The organism is Gluconobacter sp. ESL1110, from assembly GCF_058107395.1.
In genome coordinates, this window is record NZ_JBYLUK010000007.1 from 360,803 (window position 1) to 378,496 (window position 17,694).

19 protein-coding genes are annotated in these 17,694 nt (G+C 52.2%); 4 read left to right on the forward strand and 15 right to left on the reverse strand.

Annotation, left to right across the window (positions count from 1 at the left end):
- Positions 1–7: 7 nt before the first annotated feature.
- The 4 genes from AC3B6F_RS05650 to AC3B6F_RS05665 all read left to right on the forward strand — a co-directional run bounded on the left by AC3B6F_RS05650 (position 8) and on the right by AC3B6F_RS05665 (position 5,254).
- Positions 8–718: a gluconate 2-dehydrogenase subunit 3 family protein gene (locus tag AC3B6F_RS05650; RefSeq protein ID WP_489823652.1), complete on the forward strand. Its 711-nt coding sequence runs from the start codon at positions 8–10 to the stop codon at positions 716–718.
- A 12-nt stretch (positions 719–730) separates the two neighbouring features.
- On the forward strand, positions 731–2,509 hold the full coding sequence (locus tag AC3B6F_RS05655) for a GMC family oxidoreductase (RefSeq protein WP_489823653.1): 1,779 nt from the start codon (positions 731–733) through the stop codon (positions 2,507–2,509).
- On the forward strand, positions 2,506–3,825 hold the full coding sequence (locus AC3B6F_RS05660) for a c-type cytochrome (RefSeq protein ID WP_489823654.1): 1,320 nt from the start codon (positions 2,506–2,508) through the stop codon (positions 3,823–3,825). The genes AC3B6F_RS05655 and AC3B6F_RS05660 overlap by 4 nt, the downstream gene beginning before the upstream one ends.
- A 349-nt stretch (positions 3,826–4,174) precedes the next feature.
- Positions 4,175–5,254, forward strand: a complete 1,080-nt coding sequence (locus AC3B6F_RS05665) for an IS5 family transposase (RefSeq protein WP_489823012.1) — start codon at positions 4,175–4,177, stop codon at positions 5,252–5,254.
- Between the two features lie 90 nt (positions 5,255–5,344).
- Here AC3B6F_RS05665 and AC3B6F_RS05670 read toward each other — a convergent pair whose 3' ends face one another.
- The 15 genes from AC3B6F_RS05670 to AC3B6F_RS05740 all read right to left on the reverse strand — a co-directional run bounded on the left by AC3B6F_RS05670 (position 5,345) and on the right by AC3B6F_RS05740 (position 17,661).
- Positions 5,345–5,938: a hypothetical protein gene (locus AC3B6F_RS05670; protein ID WP_489823655.1), complete on the reverse strand. Its 594-nt coding sequence runs from the start codon at positions 5,936–5,938 to the stop codon at positions 5,345–5,347.
- Positions 5,938–6,624 carry a hypothetical protein gene (locus AC3B6F_RS05675; RefSeq protein WP_489823656.1) on the reverse strand — a complete coding sequence of 229 codons (687 nt, stop codon included), beginning with the start codon at positions 6,622–6,624 and terminating at the stop codon, positions 5,938–5,940. The genes AC3B6F_RS05670 and AC3B6F_RS05675 overlap by 1 nt, the downstream gene beginning before the upstream one ends.
- A 2-nt stretch (positions 6,625–6,626) precedes the next feature.
- On the reverse strand, positions 6,627–7,865 hold the full coding sequence (locus AC3B6F_RS05680) for a hypothetical protein (RefSeq protein ID WP_489823657.1): 1,239 nt from the start codon (positions 7,863–7,865) through the stop codon (positions 6,627–6,629).
- A 45-nt stretch (positions 7,866–7,910) separates the two neighbouring features.
- Entirely contained in the window at positions 7,911–9,050 is a 1,140-nt protein-coding gene (locus AC3B6F_RS05685) for a baseplate J/gp47 family protein (RefSeq protein WP_489823658.1), read from the reverse strand.
- 42 nt (positions 9,051–9,092) lie between these two features.
- Complete coding sequence (locus tag AC3B6F_RS05690) at positions 9,093–9,452, reverse strand: phage tail protein (protein WP_489823659.1); 360 nt, start codon at positions 9,450–9,452, stop codon at positions 9,093–9,095.
- Complete coding sequence (locus AC3B6F_RS05695) at positions 9,449–10,075, reverse strand: baseplate assembly protein (RefSeq protein WP_489823660.1); 627 nt, start codon at positions 10,073–10,075, stop codon at positions 9,449–9,451. The genes AC3B6F_RS05690 and AC3B6F_RS05695 overlap by 4 nt, the downstream gene beginning before the upstream one ends.
- Positions 10,076–10,452: 377 nt before the next feature.
- Complete coding sequence (locus AC3B6F_RS05700; protein WP_489823661.1) at positions 10,453–11,136, reverse strand: hypothetical protein; 684 nt, start codon at positions 11,134–11,136, stop codon at positions 10,453–10,455.
- A gap of 212 nt (positions 11,137–11,348) precedes the next feature.
- Complete coding sequence (locus AC3B6F_RS05705) at positions 11,349–12,266, reverse strand: hypothetical protein (RefSeq protein ID WP_489823662.1); 918 nt, start codon at positions 12,264–12,266, stop codon at positions 11,349–11,351.
- A gap of 17 nt (positions 12,267–12,283) precedes the next feature.
- On the reverse strand, positions 12,284–12,994 hold the full coding sequence (locus AC3B6F_RS05710; protein ID WP_489823663.1) for a hypothetical protein: 711 nt from the start codon (positions 12,992–12,994) through the stop codon (positions 12,284–12,286).
- Between the two features lie 358 nt (positions 12,995–13,352).
- Positions 13,353–13,673 (reverse strand): hypothetical protein, encoded by a 321-nt coding sequence (locus AC3B6F_RS05715; RefSeq protein WP_010503710.1) that lies wholly within the window; start codon positions 13,671–13,673, stop codon positions 13,353–13,355.
- Positions 13,670–14,095, reverse strand: a complete 426-nt coding sequence (locus AC3B6F_RS05720; RefSeq protein ID WP_010503712.1) for a hypothetical protein — start codon at positions 14,093–14,095, stop codon at positions 13,670–13,672. The genes AC3B6F_RS05715 and AC3B6F_RS05720 overlap by 4 nt, the downstream gene beginning before the upstream one ends.
- 2 nt (positions 14,096–14,097) lie before the next feature.
- Positions 14,098–15,582, reverse strand: a complete 1,485-nt coding sequence (locus AC3B6F_RS05725) for a phage tail protein (RefSeq protein ID WP_489823664.1) — start codon at positions 15,580–15,582, stop codon at positions 14,098–14,100.
- An 80-nt stretch (positions 15,583–15,662) separates the two neighbouring features.
- Positions 15,663–16,637: a hypothetical protein gene (locus AC3B6F_RS05730; protein ID WP_489823665.1), complete on the reverse strand. Its 975-nt coding sequence runs from the start codon at positions 16,635–16,637 to the stop codon at positions 15,663–15,665.
- A gap of 12 nt (positions 16,638–16,649) precedes the next feature.
- Complete coding sequence (locus AC3B6F_RS05735) at positions 16,650–17,252, reverse strand: hypothetical protein (protein WP_489823666.1); 603 nt, start codon at positions 17,250–17,252, stop codon at positions 16,650–16,652.
- 7 nt (positions 17,253–17,259) lie between these two features.
- Positions 17,260–17,661 carry a hypothetical protein gene (locus tag AC3B6F_RS05740; RefSeq protein ID WP_034880862.1) on the reverse strand — a complete coding sequence of 134 codons (402 nt, stop codon included), beginning with the start codon at positions 17,659–17,661 and terminating at the stop codon, positions 17,260–17,262.
- Positions 17,662–17,694 lie beyond the last annotated feature (33 nt).

Genomic DNA, 17,694 nt, shown 5'->3' on the forward strand with positions numbered 1-17,694 from the left:
GACAACTGTGCCCCCGAAGGAACCAACCCTGACGCGCCCCCGTCGCCGTAGTTTTGTCAAAGGCCTTCTGGGGTCCACGTCATTCTGGATGGTGAGTGGACATTCCCACTGGGCTGAGGCCCTGGCGCAGGAAGCACAGAAGCCTTACCAGCCCACGTTCTTCACGCCTGATGAATACCGTTTTCTGGAAGCCGCGACAGAACGTCTTTTCCCACAGGATCAGCACGGATCAGGCGCCCGCGTCTTAGGTGTCGCCGAATTTATTGATCGACAGATGGAGTCTCCGTACGGGCATGGAGACAACTGGTACATGTCTGCCCCTTTTGTACAGGGACCGGCCAATCTTGGGTATCAACTCCCCTTTGTCCCTCGTGATCTGTACCGGAAAGGTATCGCAGGGCTGGAGGCTTATACTCATCAGCAGCATGGAAAAGTTTTTGCCGATCTGCCCCTGGCCGCACAGGAGCAAATTCTGACAGCACTTGAAGGCGGGTCTGTCCCACTTGGCGACGTTCCGGGACGTGTTTTCTTTGAGCAACTGCGCACGAATACGATGGAGGGTGCTTTTGCCGACCCTCTTTATGGCGGCAATAAAGGACTGGGGGGCTGGCTCATGCTCGGCTTTCCAGGTGCCCGCGCGGATTTCATGGACTGGGTCAATCAGAATGGAGAGGCATATCCCTTTGGTCCGATTTCGATCTCGGGTGAGACGGCCTGAGGAGCACAGATCATGACCAAAAAACATGCAGATGCCATTGTTGTTGGCGCAGGTTGGGCTGGCTCCATTCTTGCCAAAGAACTGACGGAGGCCGGCCTTTCCGTCATCATGCTGGAACGCGGCTCGGAACGCGCCACTGCCGTCGAAGGCGCTTATCCGGAATCCATTGACGAACTTCGAGGTGCCATTCGCAAACGTCTGTTCCAGAATCTGTCCCAAACGACGGTGACTGTTCGCAATACGATTGACCAGACAGCCCTGCCTTACCGGCAACTAGCAGCCTTCCTGCCCGGCGAAGGTGTCGGCGGCGCTGGTCTTCACTGGTCGGGTGTTCATTTTCGGGTTTCCCCGGAAGATCTGCGTCTGCGCAGCTCAGTCGTAGAACGCTATGGTGAGAAATTCATCCCGGAAGGTATGAACCTTCAGGATTACGGCGTCACCTATTCCGAGCTGGAACCGTTTTTCGACAAGGCTGAAAAAGTCTTTGGAACCTCTGGTGAGGCATACAAAGTAAACGGAAAGATCGTCGGAAACGGTAATATCTTTGATGGAGACCGGTCCGACAATTTCCCACTCCCCGCCATGAAGGATACGTTCACCGCATCCACATTCCGGGCAGCCGCGACTGAAGCCGGATACCATCCCTATTCCCTGCCGGCTGCAAATGCCTCTCGCCAATATACAAACCCCTATGGCTGCCAGATGGGGCCGTGTAATTTTTGTGGGTACTGTAGCGGATATGACTGCTACCTTTATTCTAAAGCCTCTCCCAATGTGAATGTTCTGCCTGCTCTGCGGCAGAACCCAGGCTTTACGCTGATTTCAGATGCGCATGTTCTACGTGTGGATCTGGATGACACGCGCTCCAAGGCAACGGGCGTCACGTATCTGGAAACCAAAACGCAGAAGGAAGTTTCCCTGTCTGCAGATCTCGTTATCCTGAGTGCGTTCCAGTTCCATAACGTTCATCTGATGCTGCTGTCAGGAATTGGAAAACCTTACGACCCTGTCAGCAATACGGGCACAATAGGACGTAATTTCGTTTATCAGACCATCACCTCTTCCCGGATCTGGTTGCCGCCGTCCAAATACACCAACCAGTTCATCGGTGCTGGTGGCGTTGGTGTTGCCATAGATGACTTCAACAGTATGAATTTCGATCATGGGCCACTTGGTTTTGTTGGCGGTTCGCCGGTCTGGGTAAACCAAGCAGGTCTCAAGCCCATTGCCGCCGCTATCGGGACAGGCGGTGGTGGCACACCACGGTGGGGTTCAGCCTATAAAGGTGCACTGATTGACACCTATAAACACTCGATCGGTGTCGATGCCCATGGCAGTAACATGGCTTACCGAGACGTCTATCTGGATCTGGATCCGACATGGAAAGATGCTTACGGGCAGCCCCTCCTCCGGATGACCTTTACCTGGAAAGACAACGATATTCGAATGAACCAATATGTTGTCAGCAAGATTGAACCCATTGCCAAAGCGATGGGAGCGACAAAGGCCAATCTTGTGCATCTGAATGCGGGACAGCCCTTCGACACCCGCCACTATCAGACGACGCATCTTGGTGGAGGCGCCATTATGGGCATTGATCCTCAAACCAGCGCTCTCAATCGCTATCTGCAAAGCTGGGATGTTTCGAACGTCTTCGTTATCGGGTCAAATGCCTTTCCACAGGGAATGGGTTACAATCCGACAGGTATGGTTGCAGCGCTTGCCTATTGGGCGGCCTATCATATTCGCACAACCTACCTGAAATCTCCCGGACCACTGGTGCAGGCATGAAGACTTTCCCAATCCTGGCCTTTGCTTGCAGCATCTTTGCTCTAAGCCACCAAACGGCATCTGCTCATGATGACAAGGCCACTCTGAGAGAGGAAGGCCGATATCTTGCGGCGGCGTCCGACTGTGCCGCATGCCATTCAATTAAGAACAAGCCAGAATATTCCGGTGGGGTATCTTTTACACTCCCGATTGGCACCATCTATTCCACAAACATCACACCGGACATGGATCACGGCATCGGAAAATATACCGAAGCCGAATTCGGGCGTGCATTACGGGAGGGCGTTCGGCGGGACGGCTCAACGCTCTATCCTGCAATGCCTTATCCGTCTTATGCACGCCTGACGGATCATGACATTCATGCCCTTTACACCTATTTTCATGAAAGTGTTCCAGCAGCAGCCATTCCGACGCGGGAAAATGGTATTCGATGGCCTTTCTCGATGCGTTGGCCGCTCATGTTCTGGCGATGGGCTTTTTCTCCTGCTCCAGTAAAGGCGCAGGAGAAAACCCTGAATGAATTTTCTGATGCCCAGATGGCAAGAGGCGCTTATCTCGTAGAAGGCCCTGCGCATTGCGGGGCCTGTCACTCTCCTCGCGGTCTGACCATGCAGGAAAAAGCGCTGACCGCCTCAGACAGTCCGTCCTTCCTTGCGGGTGGTGCCTTGATTGACGGCTGGATCCCAACATCCCTGCGCCAGGAAAACCGAACAGGGTTGGGACGATGGAGTGAGCAGGATCTTGTTGATTTCCTGAAAACTGGCCGCAACATGCAAGGCGAGAGCTTTGGTGCAATGACTTCCGCCATTGTACATGGCACACAGCACCTGACAGACTCTGACCTCCACGCCATGGCAAAATATCTGCGGGCGCTTCAACCTTTCGATAGAACGCAGACAAACTGGGTCTATGACCCAACCGCAACCAATGCTCTTCGCAAAGCAGACGTCTCTGCACGCGGAGCAAAACTGTACGTGGATAGTTGTGCCGCATGCCACCGTACGGATGGCAAGGGTTATCCGGCTGTCTTCCCGCCTCTGGCGGGAAATCCTGTTGTCATGGGAAAAGATCCGGCGTCTCTGGTTCATATTGTTCAGGTCGGAGCAACATTGCCAAAAACCGAGACAGCCCCGTCTGCCTTTACGATGCCAGATTTCATGCATCGTCTGAACGATCAGCAAGTCGCTGATGTGGTGACATTTATCCGTCACGCCTGGGGCAACAACGCTCCCGCTGTCAGTGCGGAAGACGTTGCGAAACTTCGAAAAGATATGCCGCCACGCAATATGGCGGACGGTGAGATTTCACTAAACTGATAGTCTACGGGAAAAGGAGGGAGCTAATCCCTCTTCTTCCATACCCTGAGATCAAGGTAAAAATCGGTACATTACGCAGCCTGAGAAGCCTGAGCCGGCTGTGGTCGGAGTGCCATCAACAGCAGCAGAATACGAACCACCGCCACCGGCGCCAAAGCGAGTTCCGTCGCGCCCTACCTGATTGCCGCAACGGCCACCGCCACCCCATGGGCCGCCGCCTCCGTAGCCGCCAAAGGTCGAAGCGTTACTCTGCCCGTCTCCTCCCCAACTGGAGGGTTCGAAAAACTCTCTGTTTTTGATGCTTTCTATGTGATTCCCTTTCTTTGGTTTTGGTTGAGGGAATGCCGCTATGAAACAGCTTGGTTTCTTTGATGTTGAAGAGCGGCTTGCCCGTTTGAGCGGGCTTGGCGATCAGCTCGAAGCGTTCTCCCGGACAGTGGATTTTGAAGTGTTCCGCCCTGATCTGGAGCAGGCTTTGGCCTATTCAGACGGCAGTAAAGGCGGGCGTCCGCCGTTTGATCCGGTACTGATGTTCAAGATCCTGGTGATCCAGACGCTGAACAATTTGTCTGATGAACGGACGGAATATCTGATCAACGACCGCCTCTCTTTCATGCGCTTTTTAGGTCTGAGGCTGTCGGACCGTGTGCCTGATGCCAAAACGGTCTGGCTGTTCCGTGAACGCCTGACCCAGGCGGGGGCCATTGAAAGACTGTTTGACCGGTTTGACGCGACCCTGCGGAACGCGGGCTATCTGCCGATGTCGGGCCAGATCCTGGATGCAACATTGGTAGCCGCTCCAAAGCAGCGCAATACGAACGCTGAGAAAGCCGACCTCCGGGCAGGACGTACCCCCGAAGACTGGCAGGACAAGCCGGCAAAGCTGTCGCATAAGGATCGTCATGCACGATGGACACTGAAGTTCACGAAGGCGAAGCGTCAGGATGACGGGACGATCCCCACAACGGATCTGGCCATTCCGTTCTTTGGCTACAAGTCCCATGTCTCCATCGACAGGAAGTTCCGGTTCATCCGGAAATGGAAGACGACAGATGCCGCCGCCAGTGATGGTGCGCGATTGCGAGAAGGGCTGTTGGATAACACCAATACGGCCTCAAGCGTCTGGGCAGACACGGCGTATCGCTCCAAAGCCAATGAAGACTTCATGGAAAAGCAGGGATTTGTTTCGAAGGTTCACAGAAAAAAACCGCATCTCAAACCGATGCCCCGGCATATCCAGAGATCCAATGCAGGAAAGTCTGTGATCCGATCTCGTGTCGAGCATGTCTTTGCCGATCAGAAATCGCAGACGGGACTGTTCATCCGAACTGTCGGTATCACCCGGGCCACCATGAGGATCGGACTGGCCAATATTGTCTACAACATGCGCCGCTTTCTCTTCCTCGAACGATTGAGCGCGAGCGCGTAGTCATCCAGCGGGAAACAGCACTCGATCTGCTCAAAACGCAAACAGAAAACGCCCCAAAGAACCGTCAATCAAATCGCCAAAACCCAGAAATCACGGGCCAAGCACATCAATTGATGGTTCTTCGATCCCTCCACCTTGCGGAATTGCCAGTGTATAAAGCGGAACCACAGTCCCACCGTCTGGAGCGGAAGGCGCATCCGTTGCAATCACAAAAGACATTCCAGCCCAGCGACGGGTAGGAAGTACGTTGCCGCTATTGTTCAGCCCCGCCTGTGTCTGGGACGGATTGGAAGCATTGAAAAATGCCAGAACTGTCTGATCAATATCCTGTTCGGAACAAATTGCGAAAACAGTATAGTTTGCCCCCGTTCCAGGCACAGTAACCGTTACTGCCGTCTCACTTGAATACTGGCAGGTGGTTTGTGTCGGGTCAGCGCGATAACCACCGCCAGCGCCTCCAAGAGGGGCCGCATCCATGACCCCTGGAGCCGTAATGGATCCAGGATCAATCGTTACAGACAAAGAAGAAGAAGAGGGCGTACACCCAAGCCCGGAAGCCGCGATAACACCCCGGCCATATAACATGTCAGACATATGGCCTATTGCAGCCTTGCCATACTTTCCAACGCGCAAAAGGTCCGTATCCAGCGGGATCGACCCCGCATATACAATCGCCCGATCCATTACTGCTCCACCCGAACCCAGCCCGTTACACCGCCGGCTGCTGTCCGTTCAATGACTTGATAAATAGCCTGCGCATCAGACGCCTGACCCAAAGCAGTCTCCAGAAAAAACTGTCCTCCAGACTGGCTGCCATACCGTAAGTCAGCACAGCCATATCCGAAGCCTCCGCCACAGGACGGTGAGGCAAAAGACGCCTGTGCATGACAATCTGCTGCATTCAAAGGCTCAATAATAACGGGCTCCACACCCGTGACAGCGACCAGAGCATCTCTGACGGCTTGCCGGGTATTTCGCGGCGCTACCAGAGAACTCACAATCCGTTTGCGATAATCGCTGTCGCTTTCCGAGACTCTCCTCGGCAACCCGTCCACACCGAAATAATCTGCCGCCAGCATATCCAGAAAGGCATCGCCCATTGTCGAAAGGCGCGTCTGATTCCGGCATTTCTCCATAAGAGCCCAGATTCCAGAAAGAACCGTGGAAAACCCTGTCAGAAGAGCCACCAGCACCGGTGCTTCTTCCTCTTCCAACCTCTGAGGGGGGGGCGGGAACCAACCAGTGGGAAGGAGCGCACGCAAGCGGGCCGTAAAATCTTCAAGAGAGCCCGGTACTGGCCCGGTATCCAAAAGGGCTTTTCCATCCGTAGCCTGAAGAACTAACCCTTCTTCGTCATAAAGCGTACCCATCGTCAGCTTCCAGCCTGAGCCGGACTCATCAACGGAATACGATAATCAGATCCATTGATGTTGATGTGCAAAAATCCGCCATCAGCAGTTGTCGGCAAGGTCATCCCCTCCCCACTGACAGGAGACGATATCTGCAATTCACCGCCCTCTGCTGGAAAAAGTCCCAGATTGGCGGATCCATTTGCGCCCTGTTGTACATAGAGGCCAGCCGCCTGACTTCCTGCACCCGCCTGCACCTGAAGAGCATTATTGGGGGCCGCGATGCTCCCAACTGAAAAAAGAGTATGTCCTTCGATATTACTGAAAAGAATCTCGTTATCGACAAAATCCTGGCGTACTCCTTTTGCGCGCTCCGTAACCGTAGAACGTACAAAGGCGCCGACATTGCTACCCACAGCACCCGAAACTACTTCTGGGGTATGCCACTCCATGGCATGATTACGCGCCAGAGAAAGTGCCGAGGCGTAACCGTCGTCTGTTCCATCCGTTCCACTAAGGGACGTGGCACCAAAAACAATTCCCACCTGCCACGAATTCGGATTCGAAACAAAAACCATTCCAGCAGCCGCATCCGACGTGCCATCCGTCTGACCTCCGCCTACACCAAGCTGAATACCGTAGACACCGCCGCCCACATTAGGAGCGTAGGGATTGGACTGGCCAATAGCCAACCCACCAAAATTGACGGCTTCCAATTCCATGACGAATGTCGGCTGATAATTCACGCCTGCCAGACGCCATGCTTCTCCATAATATGCATAGGCAGTCGTGGTTGTCGGGGTAGAGGTGTCATCGGCCACACCCCAAGACGCTACGCCAATCGAACTTGGCTGGAAACCAAGCGTTGCAGACGCCGTTTTTGCATCGGATGTGCGGGATGCTGCGACGAAAGCACTATTACCAAATTGCGCAACCGACGCACACTGAGCGTCCTGCAGTGCCCATGGCCCAATAGACGTCTCTCCCATCGTGCGGGACAGCCAGTCCTTTTTTGATGCCGCGTCACGATCACTCAAGCCAGGATTAGATGCAGCCTCTCCAATCAGAACCCGATCCGCAAACCGACTGATTTTTGCCCCTTTATCCTCGTAGAAGGTTCCAGTCGGTGTCGAAACCGCAGGTGCACCGGCAATCTGCGATGCGGTTGCCGTAACCGTATGTTGACCACTGGCATCGGCAAGGACAAGAACCTCGTTTCCAGTCAGCGTCTCAAGTTTTGGATATCTATTAAAAACAGGCATAGCCTTCCCCATCCTCCGCAAATATTCATGCAAGAGGCCTGTTTGTCAGTTTTGAATGACGCTGATCTGAATACTACCAACTGCCAAAGCCTGGTCGCCGTTTGCAGAAATATCCAACTGACTGCCGTTGAGACGCACATCAAGAACGGACGTAACGGTGACGCCGGCGCCCACATAAGCCAGATAGGAAAGTCTACTGAACGCATACCCACTGCCTACAGTCGTTCCTGCAATATCCTGCGTAATGGCATTCTGAATGGCAGTTGTCGCCTGCTGTATCCCGACGGATAAAGGCACCACAACAGTCATGGAAACATTCAGAATCAGCAAAGATGGCGCACGTACGCCAAACCCGACCCCAAGCGCCTTAACCTCATTTACTGCATCGTAAATCTGCTCCAGCAACTGATCTGCAGGAACCCCGCTGCCATCATTCAGAACGACCGTAAAATATCCAGATCGGGCAGTATCATCCGCAGCCACTCCGTCCCGCAACGAATAGGAAAGCCCCGTCTGAACACCCAAAATGGCATTCCCCACGGCGGCTCGACTGGCAGACGCTTTTGCCGCCAGCCACAATGGAAAGCGGGTCCGCAACTCTGCATCGGTTTCCTGATCTGAACCATTCAGGAACGCCACAGGATTAGTCACTGTATCGATACCAGAAATGGCTGTGCCCATGAGACAGATCGCACCCACCGGGACATTCCCAATTCCTCCAGCACTCTGACACTGAACCGGAACCGGAATATTTGACATTCCAGCGGTCCGTACATAGCCTCCAGCCGTTTCCGACCACACCGAGAGCATACTCTCCTTCACAACAACAAAAGAGAGACCGGAAACAGTTCGTACAATTGTGCCGGGCACCACAACAGCCGATTGCTGTGCAGGTGAGAACGACGCCATGGTGACCATTCCGCTTGAGGGCGTACCCGGAAGACGTGACATCCCAAAATCCTGGACGAAACTGTCACAATCCTCAGCAGTACATGTTGCCAAACGGGTTCGAAGCAAAATCTGTAACACCAGATATTGCAACCATAATCCGATACCCCCTACGCTTTCCATCAACGCACGAACCGGAGACCCGACAGAAACATCCAGTAATTGCGTACAGGAAGATTGCGCCGTTACCACTGCGGTAGACACCGTCGTGGTGAACGAGCGAAGAGAAAGAGACATTACATCCTCCAGATACACCCGACTGCAGCAGGCACATCTTTTTTACGAAGAAAAATCTAGCGTCTGCTGCTGTCCGGTCTCAGCATCCACATAAGAAATCTTGCACAGACACACCCCATCGGAGCCGGAGCTGATCTCGACTTCAACAGGAGAATAGGGATCTACGCCTGTATCTTTCTGGACCTGAACCCTGATTTCAGCCTGCATTGTTGATGGCACAATGACGTTACCAATCATGCCCTGCAAACCAACGCCATAATCAAGCTGCCAAAGATAATCACCGACGTTGGTCAACAATCGTCTCAAAAGGCGTTGCCGAACCTCTTCCGAACCTGAAACAGCAGCCAATCCGCCATCTGCAAGCAACAGATCACCACCGTAGAAATGACCAACGGAACTCACCCTATCGGCCCTCCCGTGGACTGTGTTCCTACCAGATGAATATGATTATCCAGTGAATGAGCCTCAGTCTGAATATCGCCAGAAAAAACCTTCAAACCACTCGCGGATAAGACGGCCCTAACATTTCCAACCGTCAAAACAATCTGATCCTGAGAAATAATAAACCTTGAATTACCAGCTCCCAGTGTCACGCCCTGTCGGTCAATCTGACACCACCCCGCTTCCGCACTTTTCTGCACGGGAACCGATAACGTATTCTCAACAGGCGGCTCACCACACCCAGCACGGATCAAAAGCTCACCCGGTTGAATGACGCTTCCATCAAGAGGCGATACAGGCGCCGTTACAACAGTATCGAAGACCGCACCAACCGCGACAAGATGCTCCGCATCTCCTTCAATCGGAAGCAAAACAACATGCGTTCCGGGTTCGGAGGGGCACGCAATCCTGAGATCTCCAGCCTGGACACCACCAATATCTGCAATCCAGCCCGTTTCAATATTATCAGGCTGTACTCTAACCTTGATGGCATGGTTCACAGGATCAACAGCAGAAACCACTCCAAAAACAGCGTGAGCGCTCCTGTTGACCAAGGCCGCAGTAGTTATTTGCCCTTGCGTCATGTTTGCCCTCCCCTTCTGCGTAACACGACATGCTGAACAAAACCTTCCCCCAGAGAAAATCGCGAAATAACCTGATCCACTCCAAGAATTTCCTCTGTCTGCCCCACTACAACTCTCATAAACTGGCGTGGGCCAAGCCCAATCAAACCGGGCATCGACACTCGGGCACAGACGGCATGAGCGGCTATTCGTTCATATTTCCCACGTGCCAATCGTCGAAGATCCTCCATTCGACGCCCTGGAACCCTGAAAGTATGAAGTGTTTTCTCTGTTACAGGTGCACTCTCGGAAAATGTTTTTCCATCGTAATATAAATGCGTACCATTGCGCTGCCGCGAATCCCAAGACGCAAGATGCACTATAATTCCGGATAATAGCTATAAATCCCGAGCGAAATCCGTATCAAAAACCAGTCCTCGCACATCAATGACATCTTGATTTTGGTATGAGTTCTGTATCGGTTCACATACTAGGTTTGACCCGTCGGCATACAAATCACACAATGCTTCCCGGGCAACAGAAAATGCCAGATCAGCTGCAGTCTGAAAGCGATGCTGAGACAGAAAAGACCCACGCTTGTGCTCAATCTGCCAGAACTGACCCAACATATGGTCAGGCATATCGGCCGGAAACGACACTCGAGCGCCCAAACCGGAAGCCTTGGCCAACACAGACAGGAGATCGGCTCCCGTATGATTCAGCCAGGAATCCTGCATACGCAAATCTATAAGTCGAGCAAGGGCGTCTCTACATTCCATTTCCACAACGGAATTTTGTGAAAAAACACGCACATGATCAACGAGCCCATAAAAAATCAGGGTCCACGCCGCGTTATTTTCTTTCAGATCCCGGATTTCCACAGATACCCAGGGACTATTGAGAATACTCTGTTCAAACCAAAGTGCAGGACCGTTCTCTGCAACGTCGTTACGAACAAAAGTCAGAACTGCTGTGTCACACCCTTCATATCTATGGGAATCAATTTCAAATTTCTTCAAAGAAATTATCGAATTTTCTACACCGTCCCACAGAATACGAACTTGCAGTTGGCGATCTGTCATTGTCCTTTATCATCAGGAAGACCTGACGAACTTTCCGATATAATTCCTGGAATTTTCAGTGTCAGAACGGTCTCAATCCATGACAAATCAGGATCACTGAGCCCATTGAACTCCGCGATCCTCCACCATTGGCAGGGATCACCCAGTTCTCGTGCGGCAAGATGAAAGAGAGACCTATCCGCCGAGGTTACGATAATATCTTTCATGAATCCTCACGAATGAACTGGCGGAATTTGTGCGGTAAGCCCCTGTGTCTGCCCCACATAGGCATTTAACCGGTTAACAAGCCCTCCCACATCTGCTCCTGTGCTCTGTATCGCGGCATTTCCGACGACAGCAGAGAGAGACGCGGCGTTCCCAATCTGGATATTTTCAATATTTTGGCCAGACACTTCGAGTGCTGACATCAACCCTTGCCCAGAAACGCTGAGTTGCTGAGACAGACTTTCAAGGGCTGTAGATGTTCCCGCCAAATTCGTGACACTTTGGCTTAAAGTGCTCGTTGTCGTAAGTGCCTCGCCAACCTTTGCAAGAGGCCCACCCACACCGAGCAAAGCTCCCAAAGGCATGATCTGCCCCACAATCGAACCAACCTGCCCACTTTCAACAAACAAACCGTCAGAAACATCAGAAAGAACGCTGCTGATTTGCGTTAAGCCACTGGCGACATCAGTGCCTAGAACATTCGAAAGCGTCTTTCCCATATCGGGAGACATAATACTTTCCGCAGGTCTTTCAAGAGTCAGTTCATACGAACAAAGTGCACCCTTGGCTTCGTAAGAATAGACAAAGCGTACAATCCAGACCTGTAAAGCCATGCCAGCCGCAGAAAATACAACAGGCACACCACGGAGACGCATTTTTTCAATGGTCTGAGCTCGCGTCTGGGCGTTAGGCCCAAGAAATTTACCCGCCAGTTCCAGACGCCCCGGATCATTGCCAAGCGTATCCACAACACGCCCGCCACCAGGAAGCCGATGAACCACCATCATCTGCCGCCCCCCGACCTGCAGACGATCCGGAACTTCAATCCCGGTCAGCACAAGATCCCCAAGCATTACCGGAGCCGTTGCGCCCAAGCGCCCAACAGATCCAATAGCATTTTCAATCGCAGAGAGCGTCAAGCCCATCAATGCTCTCCTGTATTTTAATTTATTCCAATGCTTCGACCGGGATATTGCGGAAACCTGAGTTCATCGATACCTCCGTGCCCCTGACGCGCCGAGATCCTCGAATTCCTTTCAGGATCATTCCGTACAGATAACCCCGTACGGAATGACGAAAACTGTGTCTTGAAGTCACCATGAGAGATGTCTTCATTTCCAACTTGATGCAGACTGTTTTTTTCCTGCATCGCATTTTCCAGACTTCTATTTCTTATCCCCGGCGGAGGAGCCATACTCTTTTCCGAAGCCAGCCCCCTCATGCTTCCAATCGGAGCATGCCCATGCCCTCCGAAATGCAGGCGGGTATTTTCCTGCGACACAGGAAAAATTTTCCTGTTCGGATAAGCAATAATATTTCGGATAACTTCCCCTTTCGGAGAGGGTGTGAGTCTTTTTGCTTCTTTTTTTAGAGGCTGCATCACTGCAGAAACAAGTTCAAAAGAGCGCTGAGAAACTAACGCTCTTTTTCGTTCAGAAAATACAGAAACCGACTTTGGAAACCGCTTTTCACGATGATCTAGGTGCGAAAAATTAGATTTTTCAGCCAGCCCCCCCGGCAAAATTCTCGCTACCTGCATTCTGAGTTGGTCATTTTCCAAGCTGTTAGGATTTATCTGCTCCAGCTTGACAGACAACGCACCAATTTTTTTATCTTTCCTGGACAGAACTCCATTCCGTTCATCTGCCTCCATCACACTTGCACCAGGCACTGTGTCTGACAAATATCTCGGACGATCTGCCTTACCGAACCGAGCCAAGTTTTTGTATCTATTCCGCAAGGGGACAAACGAGAAACCCGATGTTATGGACCGACCACTGAAGACATACCGTGCCACTGGCAGACCGAACCGAAACGCACCTCCTTGTACTGTAGATGTAAGCATCTCTATTCCCGATATTGCCTTTGACTCCAGTCAAACACATGGCCATCGCGTTCTGCTGTAATAATGCATGCTGCCATGCGCCGAGCCCGTGACCACGATGTCAGGATATTCCACGGCACTCCATGATCCAGAAGATAAAGCATCTCCTGGAACGCAGAGTGCCTGCTTAGTTTTTTGCTGTAGCAACCATCTCTTCTTCATCCTGCCCTTGCTGGAAGAAAGGATGAAGCGCCGCCACCCCAGTTTTCCCTAACCGGCGTGCCAGTTCACGAATTTCTTCTTTTGTTCCAGGCATCTGTACAGGAACTCCGTCAATTGCTGTGACAGAGCAGATCATTTCCGCATAACCAAGCCAGGTCGCCGCAGCAGGACCATTGACCGCCGACCCTGCTGCTTCGATCAGATCCAACATATCAGCCGGATCAATCTCTTTAAGCGCAAGACAGCGGCCATCCGAAAGAGATACAGTTTCCGGAAGAATACTCATGAGATTTTTGTCCTCGTAGAGGCAAAGAACTGAACTGTCTGATGAACCATCTGATCAGACTGCCACGCGTCATTTTTCAGCTTGATAGAAATATTCGTATATTCCCAGGTACTGGTAGTCCCGTCAGGCTCCGTCACATACTGATAAATCGTACCACTCCCGACAGTACCAGCATTCCAGTAAGCGGCTTCAATTGCTGCGACCAAATTATCAAGCGCAGCGCTAGCCCGAGCAATCTGAAAAGAACCTCTCCACCCATTGGGAACATTGAATTCCACGGGCATTCCGTTCAGCGGACTGGCCCGCAGAGCCTGTGTCTCCTGTGACGCTCCAAAAGAGGTCACATCCCGAAGATCAACGCGCTGTCCATTCCATAGAACCGTAATCCGACAGTCACGACCAATACTGTATGGATTTGCCATGCTCAAACGCTCCCCCCACCAGATGTTACCGTCACGGAGGTTCCACCCTGCAAATTCACTACAAATTTTTCGTTGATTCCCTGATAACGCACAGCAACATCGGCCTGAACGTAACCAAGAGCCGTTCGCGTCTGAGGATTATTCGTACTGTCGCAAACAACACTGTAAGGTAACTCGCCGTTCTGAACAGCCAGAATGCCCTGCGATAGCAGAGATGACAGAAAACCAAGAAGCGTTGCACGAACGTCCGAAAAGAGTGTGTCGTTCACAACCTGACCAACATAAGCCCCCATTCCTCCTGCCAGAGAAGACGCAAGGTAATTGGTCAGTCGCGTGTAGTTATCACCATTGACGATTGCCTTGCTCGAAGCATTATGCCCACAACGCACCGCCCAATACGAACCACCCGGCGCAGGATTGCAAATAACATCTATTCCCGCCGTAAACAGCGTAGAAAGTTCTGCCGTAGAGTATGTTGCACTGCTTCCTGTCAGACCTGATTTCTGACTCCCGACAATCCCGGCCAACGCCTTGTTAAGGCTCGAGTGCTCAGGTGACAGCGCGGCCAGAATACCTGCGGCAAAAGCCTGCGGACTGACAAGCATCATTCCATTAACGTCATCATTCCACCACAGCCAATCCCCAAACATCAGTTTGACCGCAGGAGAATCCAGTCCACTGGCAGCTTTGATCGACACAGCATTCGTAACGCTGTCATAAGAAGGGCCAGACGCAATCATGTACGTCCCTTCTCCAAGTCCAAATGCAGCTTGGGAAGAATACGACACACTGTCCGTAATGCCATGTAAAAGCGCGATCGCACAGCCTTGCCCTCTCAGAGCATACATCCCCGTACGAACGATCTCGTCTTTTCCCACAAAAGACGCCACAGAAGGCGCAGCACCATCCAGCCCTCCCATCAACGTCACGCTACCAGAGACCATGTCCGGAACAACTTCTGGCAAACGTACGGTAATCAGCGCCGACAGATCCTGTGCGACAGCCGCAGCAATTGTAGTCCAGTCATGACCCGCATAGCTGGCAAATCCTAGTACAGGATGTGAAACCGCCAATGCATAACCGGAACCGGTTGCACTCACCGTCAGCACAATACTGTTGCCCGCTGTCCCCGTATGAACAGCTTGAAGTGCCACATCCCCAAAACTGCCGGACGCCGCTACATCCGTACCATCCGTAACACGGACAACCACAAAAGAAGATGCCCCCTGCAGGGCGGCAATATTCACAGCAAGTCCAGCATCCGTCACTGCATTCTGCTTTGCACCGAATGCCACCAGGTAATCCCCCATGCCACCCACAGGCACAGGTGAACCAACAGGCCCCCAACCGGCAGTTCCCACAATGCCAAGCTTGGACGAAGGCGCACCTGTCAGGCCAAGCGTCTGTGGCTGTGCAATCTGCACATAAAGATTAGGCACCGTCAGTGCCGTCGTATTCAGCGTACCCGCCTGATAAACCAGAGACATCCGCTGGTTTTCTCCTTTTAATAAAAAAGCTCCATTCCAATTTCGGAATGAAGCTTTTTCTCATTAAATTCTTTTATTTTTCAGTCTGTAGAACACACAACCGTACCAAACTGATTCAACGTCATGCCCGGATATTCAGAACAGGAGGATGCCGATAACCTCGCAACATTCATCGCACTCAGCGCCTGTGTTACAACGCTTTCTTCCAATGCAGGCACAAAGGCACCAAAGCCACTTCCCCCCTCCGGAATATCAGATGTTCCTACTCCAAACATCATGTCAGCAGCCCATTGGATCTGGAGCACGTCAAAAATCAGTTCGTAGAGATAATCCCGGCGATAAATTGCCTGATTTTGCATAGCGTCCACATCTTCGACGCTCACAAATTTCAGTTGTGCCTGTCGACCATCCAGTGTCGATATCCAACTTTTCTCTGCAAGTGCCATATCCAGAGACAATGCAATCTCATCCCGGACACTCGCATCTGCTGTCCAGACGGAAACACGATACAGCTGACTCTGCCGACGGCTAACCCGGACAGATTCCCCATACCCAACAACATTTCCCAAAAGAGAAACATCCGGAACACTCACAACTGCCCCATCCGCAACACCGTGAGGCAACTGCTTTGCCAAAGCCGCTGCTACACTGTCTGGAGTATCCTGGGCCGTCACCGCATAAGCAGCCGTTGTCTGACGCACTCCTGCGTACCAGAGACCAACAACCCCCGAAGGAACAGTATCCTTCGGGAAAACAATCTGAACTGTCTGCCCCGCCTGCAGAACAGAAACAGTCGGCAGAATGCGCGCCTGAACATGCCATGGTCGCCCCAAGGGTTCTGGTACAGCCGCCCTCTTCTGCGCAGCCATCGTCACAGTCACATAATCCGTATGACTCCGAATATTCTGAGCCGCAAATATATCACTGGGCAAAAGCCAGCCACGCCGAACAACAGTCTGCCGCCCGGTAAGGGACGGTTTCTCTAACCCATCCGGATACAATATCCCCGCACATACATAAGCGAGAACCTGACTCATCTGAGAGGCATCCGCCATTTCAATTTCCCATCAGATCTGCTGCAACGACATGGTGCAACGCAAACCCCAGTCAGACATTTCGGCGGTATTTATCGTATAAGTGACATCAAGATCTGTTGTAACCGTCATGTAAGGTTGAAGCAGGACACCAGGAAGACGCGGCAAATACATAATAAACTGACTTGGCTTGACCGAGCCTGGCACACCGCTTCCAGACCCCTCTCCTTTTGATTTCAGGACAATTGCAGCAGGGCAGTCTTCAACGACATTTCCCGTTGTTCCAGTAACCCCACTAACCTGAACAATACGGCTACATGCAACACATAAAGGTGGCCTCAATTCCTCAACCGCCGCTACGAAAAACGTTTTTCCAGCGCATGTCAGAATATCCCCGACCAACGTATCATCCCGCCGATCCGTCAGAACATATTCCGTAACTTTGCCCCAACCGGGCACACGGGAAAACGAAAACGAGTCCTGTGCGTCAAAAGCCAGCATGGGATGAGCATAAACATCCTGCATCGGCGCCAATGGATAAGCGGGCCGATACTGCATACCTGCCTGTCCCAAAATACCCGCAGCCTTCGCATGGCCCTTACAGACTCGGGATGCAATCAATTCAAGATGCATCATGCTTCCTTCAAATCACTACAGCACGACCATCCTGCAACTCCAAACCGCCCGTCACACCCAGAAACGCACAGAGACGGCGACGCCAAAGCGTCAGAAGTGCCACCCGGTCCCGCAATTCATGCCCATTGTGATACCAACTCGCAGCCTGCGCCGTATCCAGATTGTCCGAAGCCCCAAGAAGGGCCGTTTCAAGTGGGTAAAGCTGTGACAGATATAGTCGAACCTGCTGAAGCTCCGCACCCGACAGATTTCCCATACGCCATTCCAGCGCCCCCTCAACCTGAAAAAAGCGCCAGGATTCTTGCCCCGTTTCCCGAGATCCAACAGCCGGATACCCGCAAAACCTCCGGACATCCATTTTCTCTCCTTCCGTTAAAGGAGCAGAAGACAGACTTGCCGTTCCAGACATACTTTTCCCCTGACCTGAAAGGCCTCGTGTCAC

What these genes read in the sequence shown, in the direction of transcription:
- AC3B6F_RS05685 (WP_489823658.1), bottom strand. Translation starts at nt 9,050, where the DNA reads ATGTCTCTTTCTCTTCGCTCGTTCACCACGACGGTGTCTACCGCAGTG.
- AC3B6F_RS05725 (WP_489823664.1), bottom strand. Translation starts at nt 15,582, where the DNA reads ATGTCTCTGGTTTATCAGGCGGGTACGCTGAATACGACGGCACTGACG.
- AC3B6F_RS05735 (WP_489823666.1), bottom strand. Translation starts at nt 17,252, where the DNA reads ATGATGCATCTTGAATTGATTGCATCCCGAGTCTGTAAGGGCCATGCG.
- AC3B6F_RS05700 (WP_489823661.1), bottom strand. Translation starts at nt 11,136, where the DNA reads ATGACAGATCGCCAACTGCAAGTTCGTATTCTGTGGGACGGTGTAGAA.
- AC3B6F_RS05680 (WP_489823657.1), bottom strand. Translation starts at nt 7,865, where the DNA reads ATGCCTGTTTTTAATAGATATCCAAAACTTGAGACGCTGACTGGAAAC.
- AC3B6F_RS05705 (WP_489823662.1), bottom strand. Translation starts at nt 12,266, where the DNA reads ATGGGCTTGACGCTCTCTGCGATTGAAAATGCTATTGGATCTGTTGGG.
- AC3B6F_RS05670 (WP_489823655.1), bottom strand. Translation starts at nt 5,938, where the DNA reads ATGGATCGGGCGATTGTATATGCGGGGTCGATCCCGCTGGATACGGAC.
- AC3B6F_RS05655 (WP_489823653.1), top strand. Translation starts at nt 731, where the DNA reads ATGACCAAAAAACATGCAGATGCCATTGTTGTTGGCGCAGGTTGGGCT.
- AC3B6F_RS05660 (WP_489823654.1), top strand. Translation starts at nt 2,506, where the DNA reads ATGAAGACTTTCCCAATCCTGGCCTTTGCTTGCAGCATCTTTGCTCTA.
- AC3B6F_RS05710 (WP_489823663.1), bottom strand. Translation starts at nt 12,994, where the DNA reads ATGGAGGCAGATGAACGGAATGGAGTTCTGTCCAGGAAAGATAAAAAA.
- AC3B6F_RS05695 (WP_489823660.1), bottom strand. Translation starts at nt 10,075, where the DNA reads ATGACGCAAGGGCAAATAACTACTGCGGCCTTGGTCAACAGGAGCGCT.
- AC3B6F_RS05720 (WP_010503712.1), bottom strand. Translation starts at nt 14,095, where the DNA reads ATGGCAAATCCATACAGTATTGGTCGTGACTGTCGGATTACGGTTCTA.
- AC3B6F_RS05675 (WP_489823656.1), bottom strand. Translation starts at nt 6,624, where the DNA reads ATGGGTACGCTTTATGACGAAGAAGGGTTAGTTCTTCAGGCTACGGAT.
- AC3B6F_RS05715 (WP_010503710.1), bottom strand. Translation starts at nt 13,673, where the DNA reads ATGAGTATTCTTCCGGAAACTGTATCTCTTTCGGATGGCCGCTGTCTT.
- AC3B6F_RS05740 (WP_034880862.1), bottom strand. Translation starts at nt 17,661, where the DNA reads ATGTCTGGAACGGCAAGTCTGTCTTCTGCTCCTTTAACGGAAGGAGAG.
- AC3B6F_RS05730 (WP_489823665.1), bottom strand. Translation starts at nt 16,637, where the DNA reads ATGGCGGATGCCTCTCAGATGAGTCAGGTTCTCGCTTATGTATGTGCG.
- AC3B6F_RS05665 (WP_489823012.1), top strand. Translation starts at nt 4,175, where the DNA reads ATGAAACAGCTTGGTTTCTTTGATGTTGAAGAGCGGCTTGCCCGTTTG.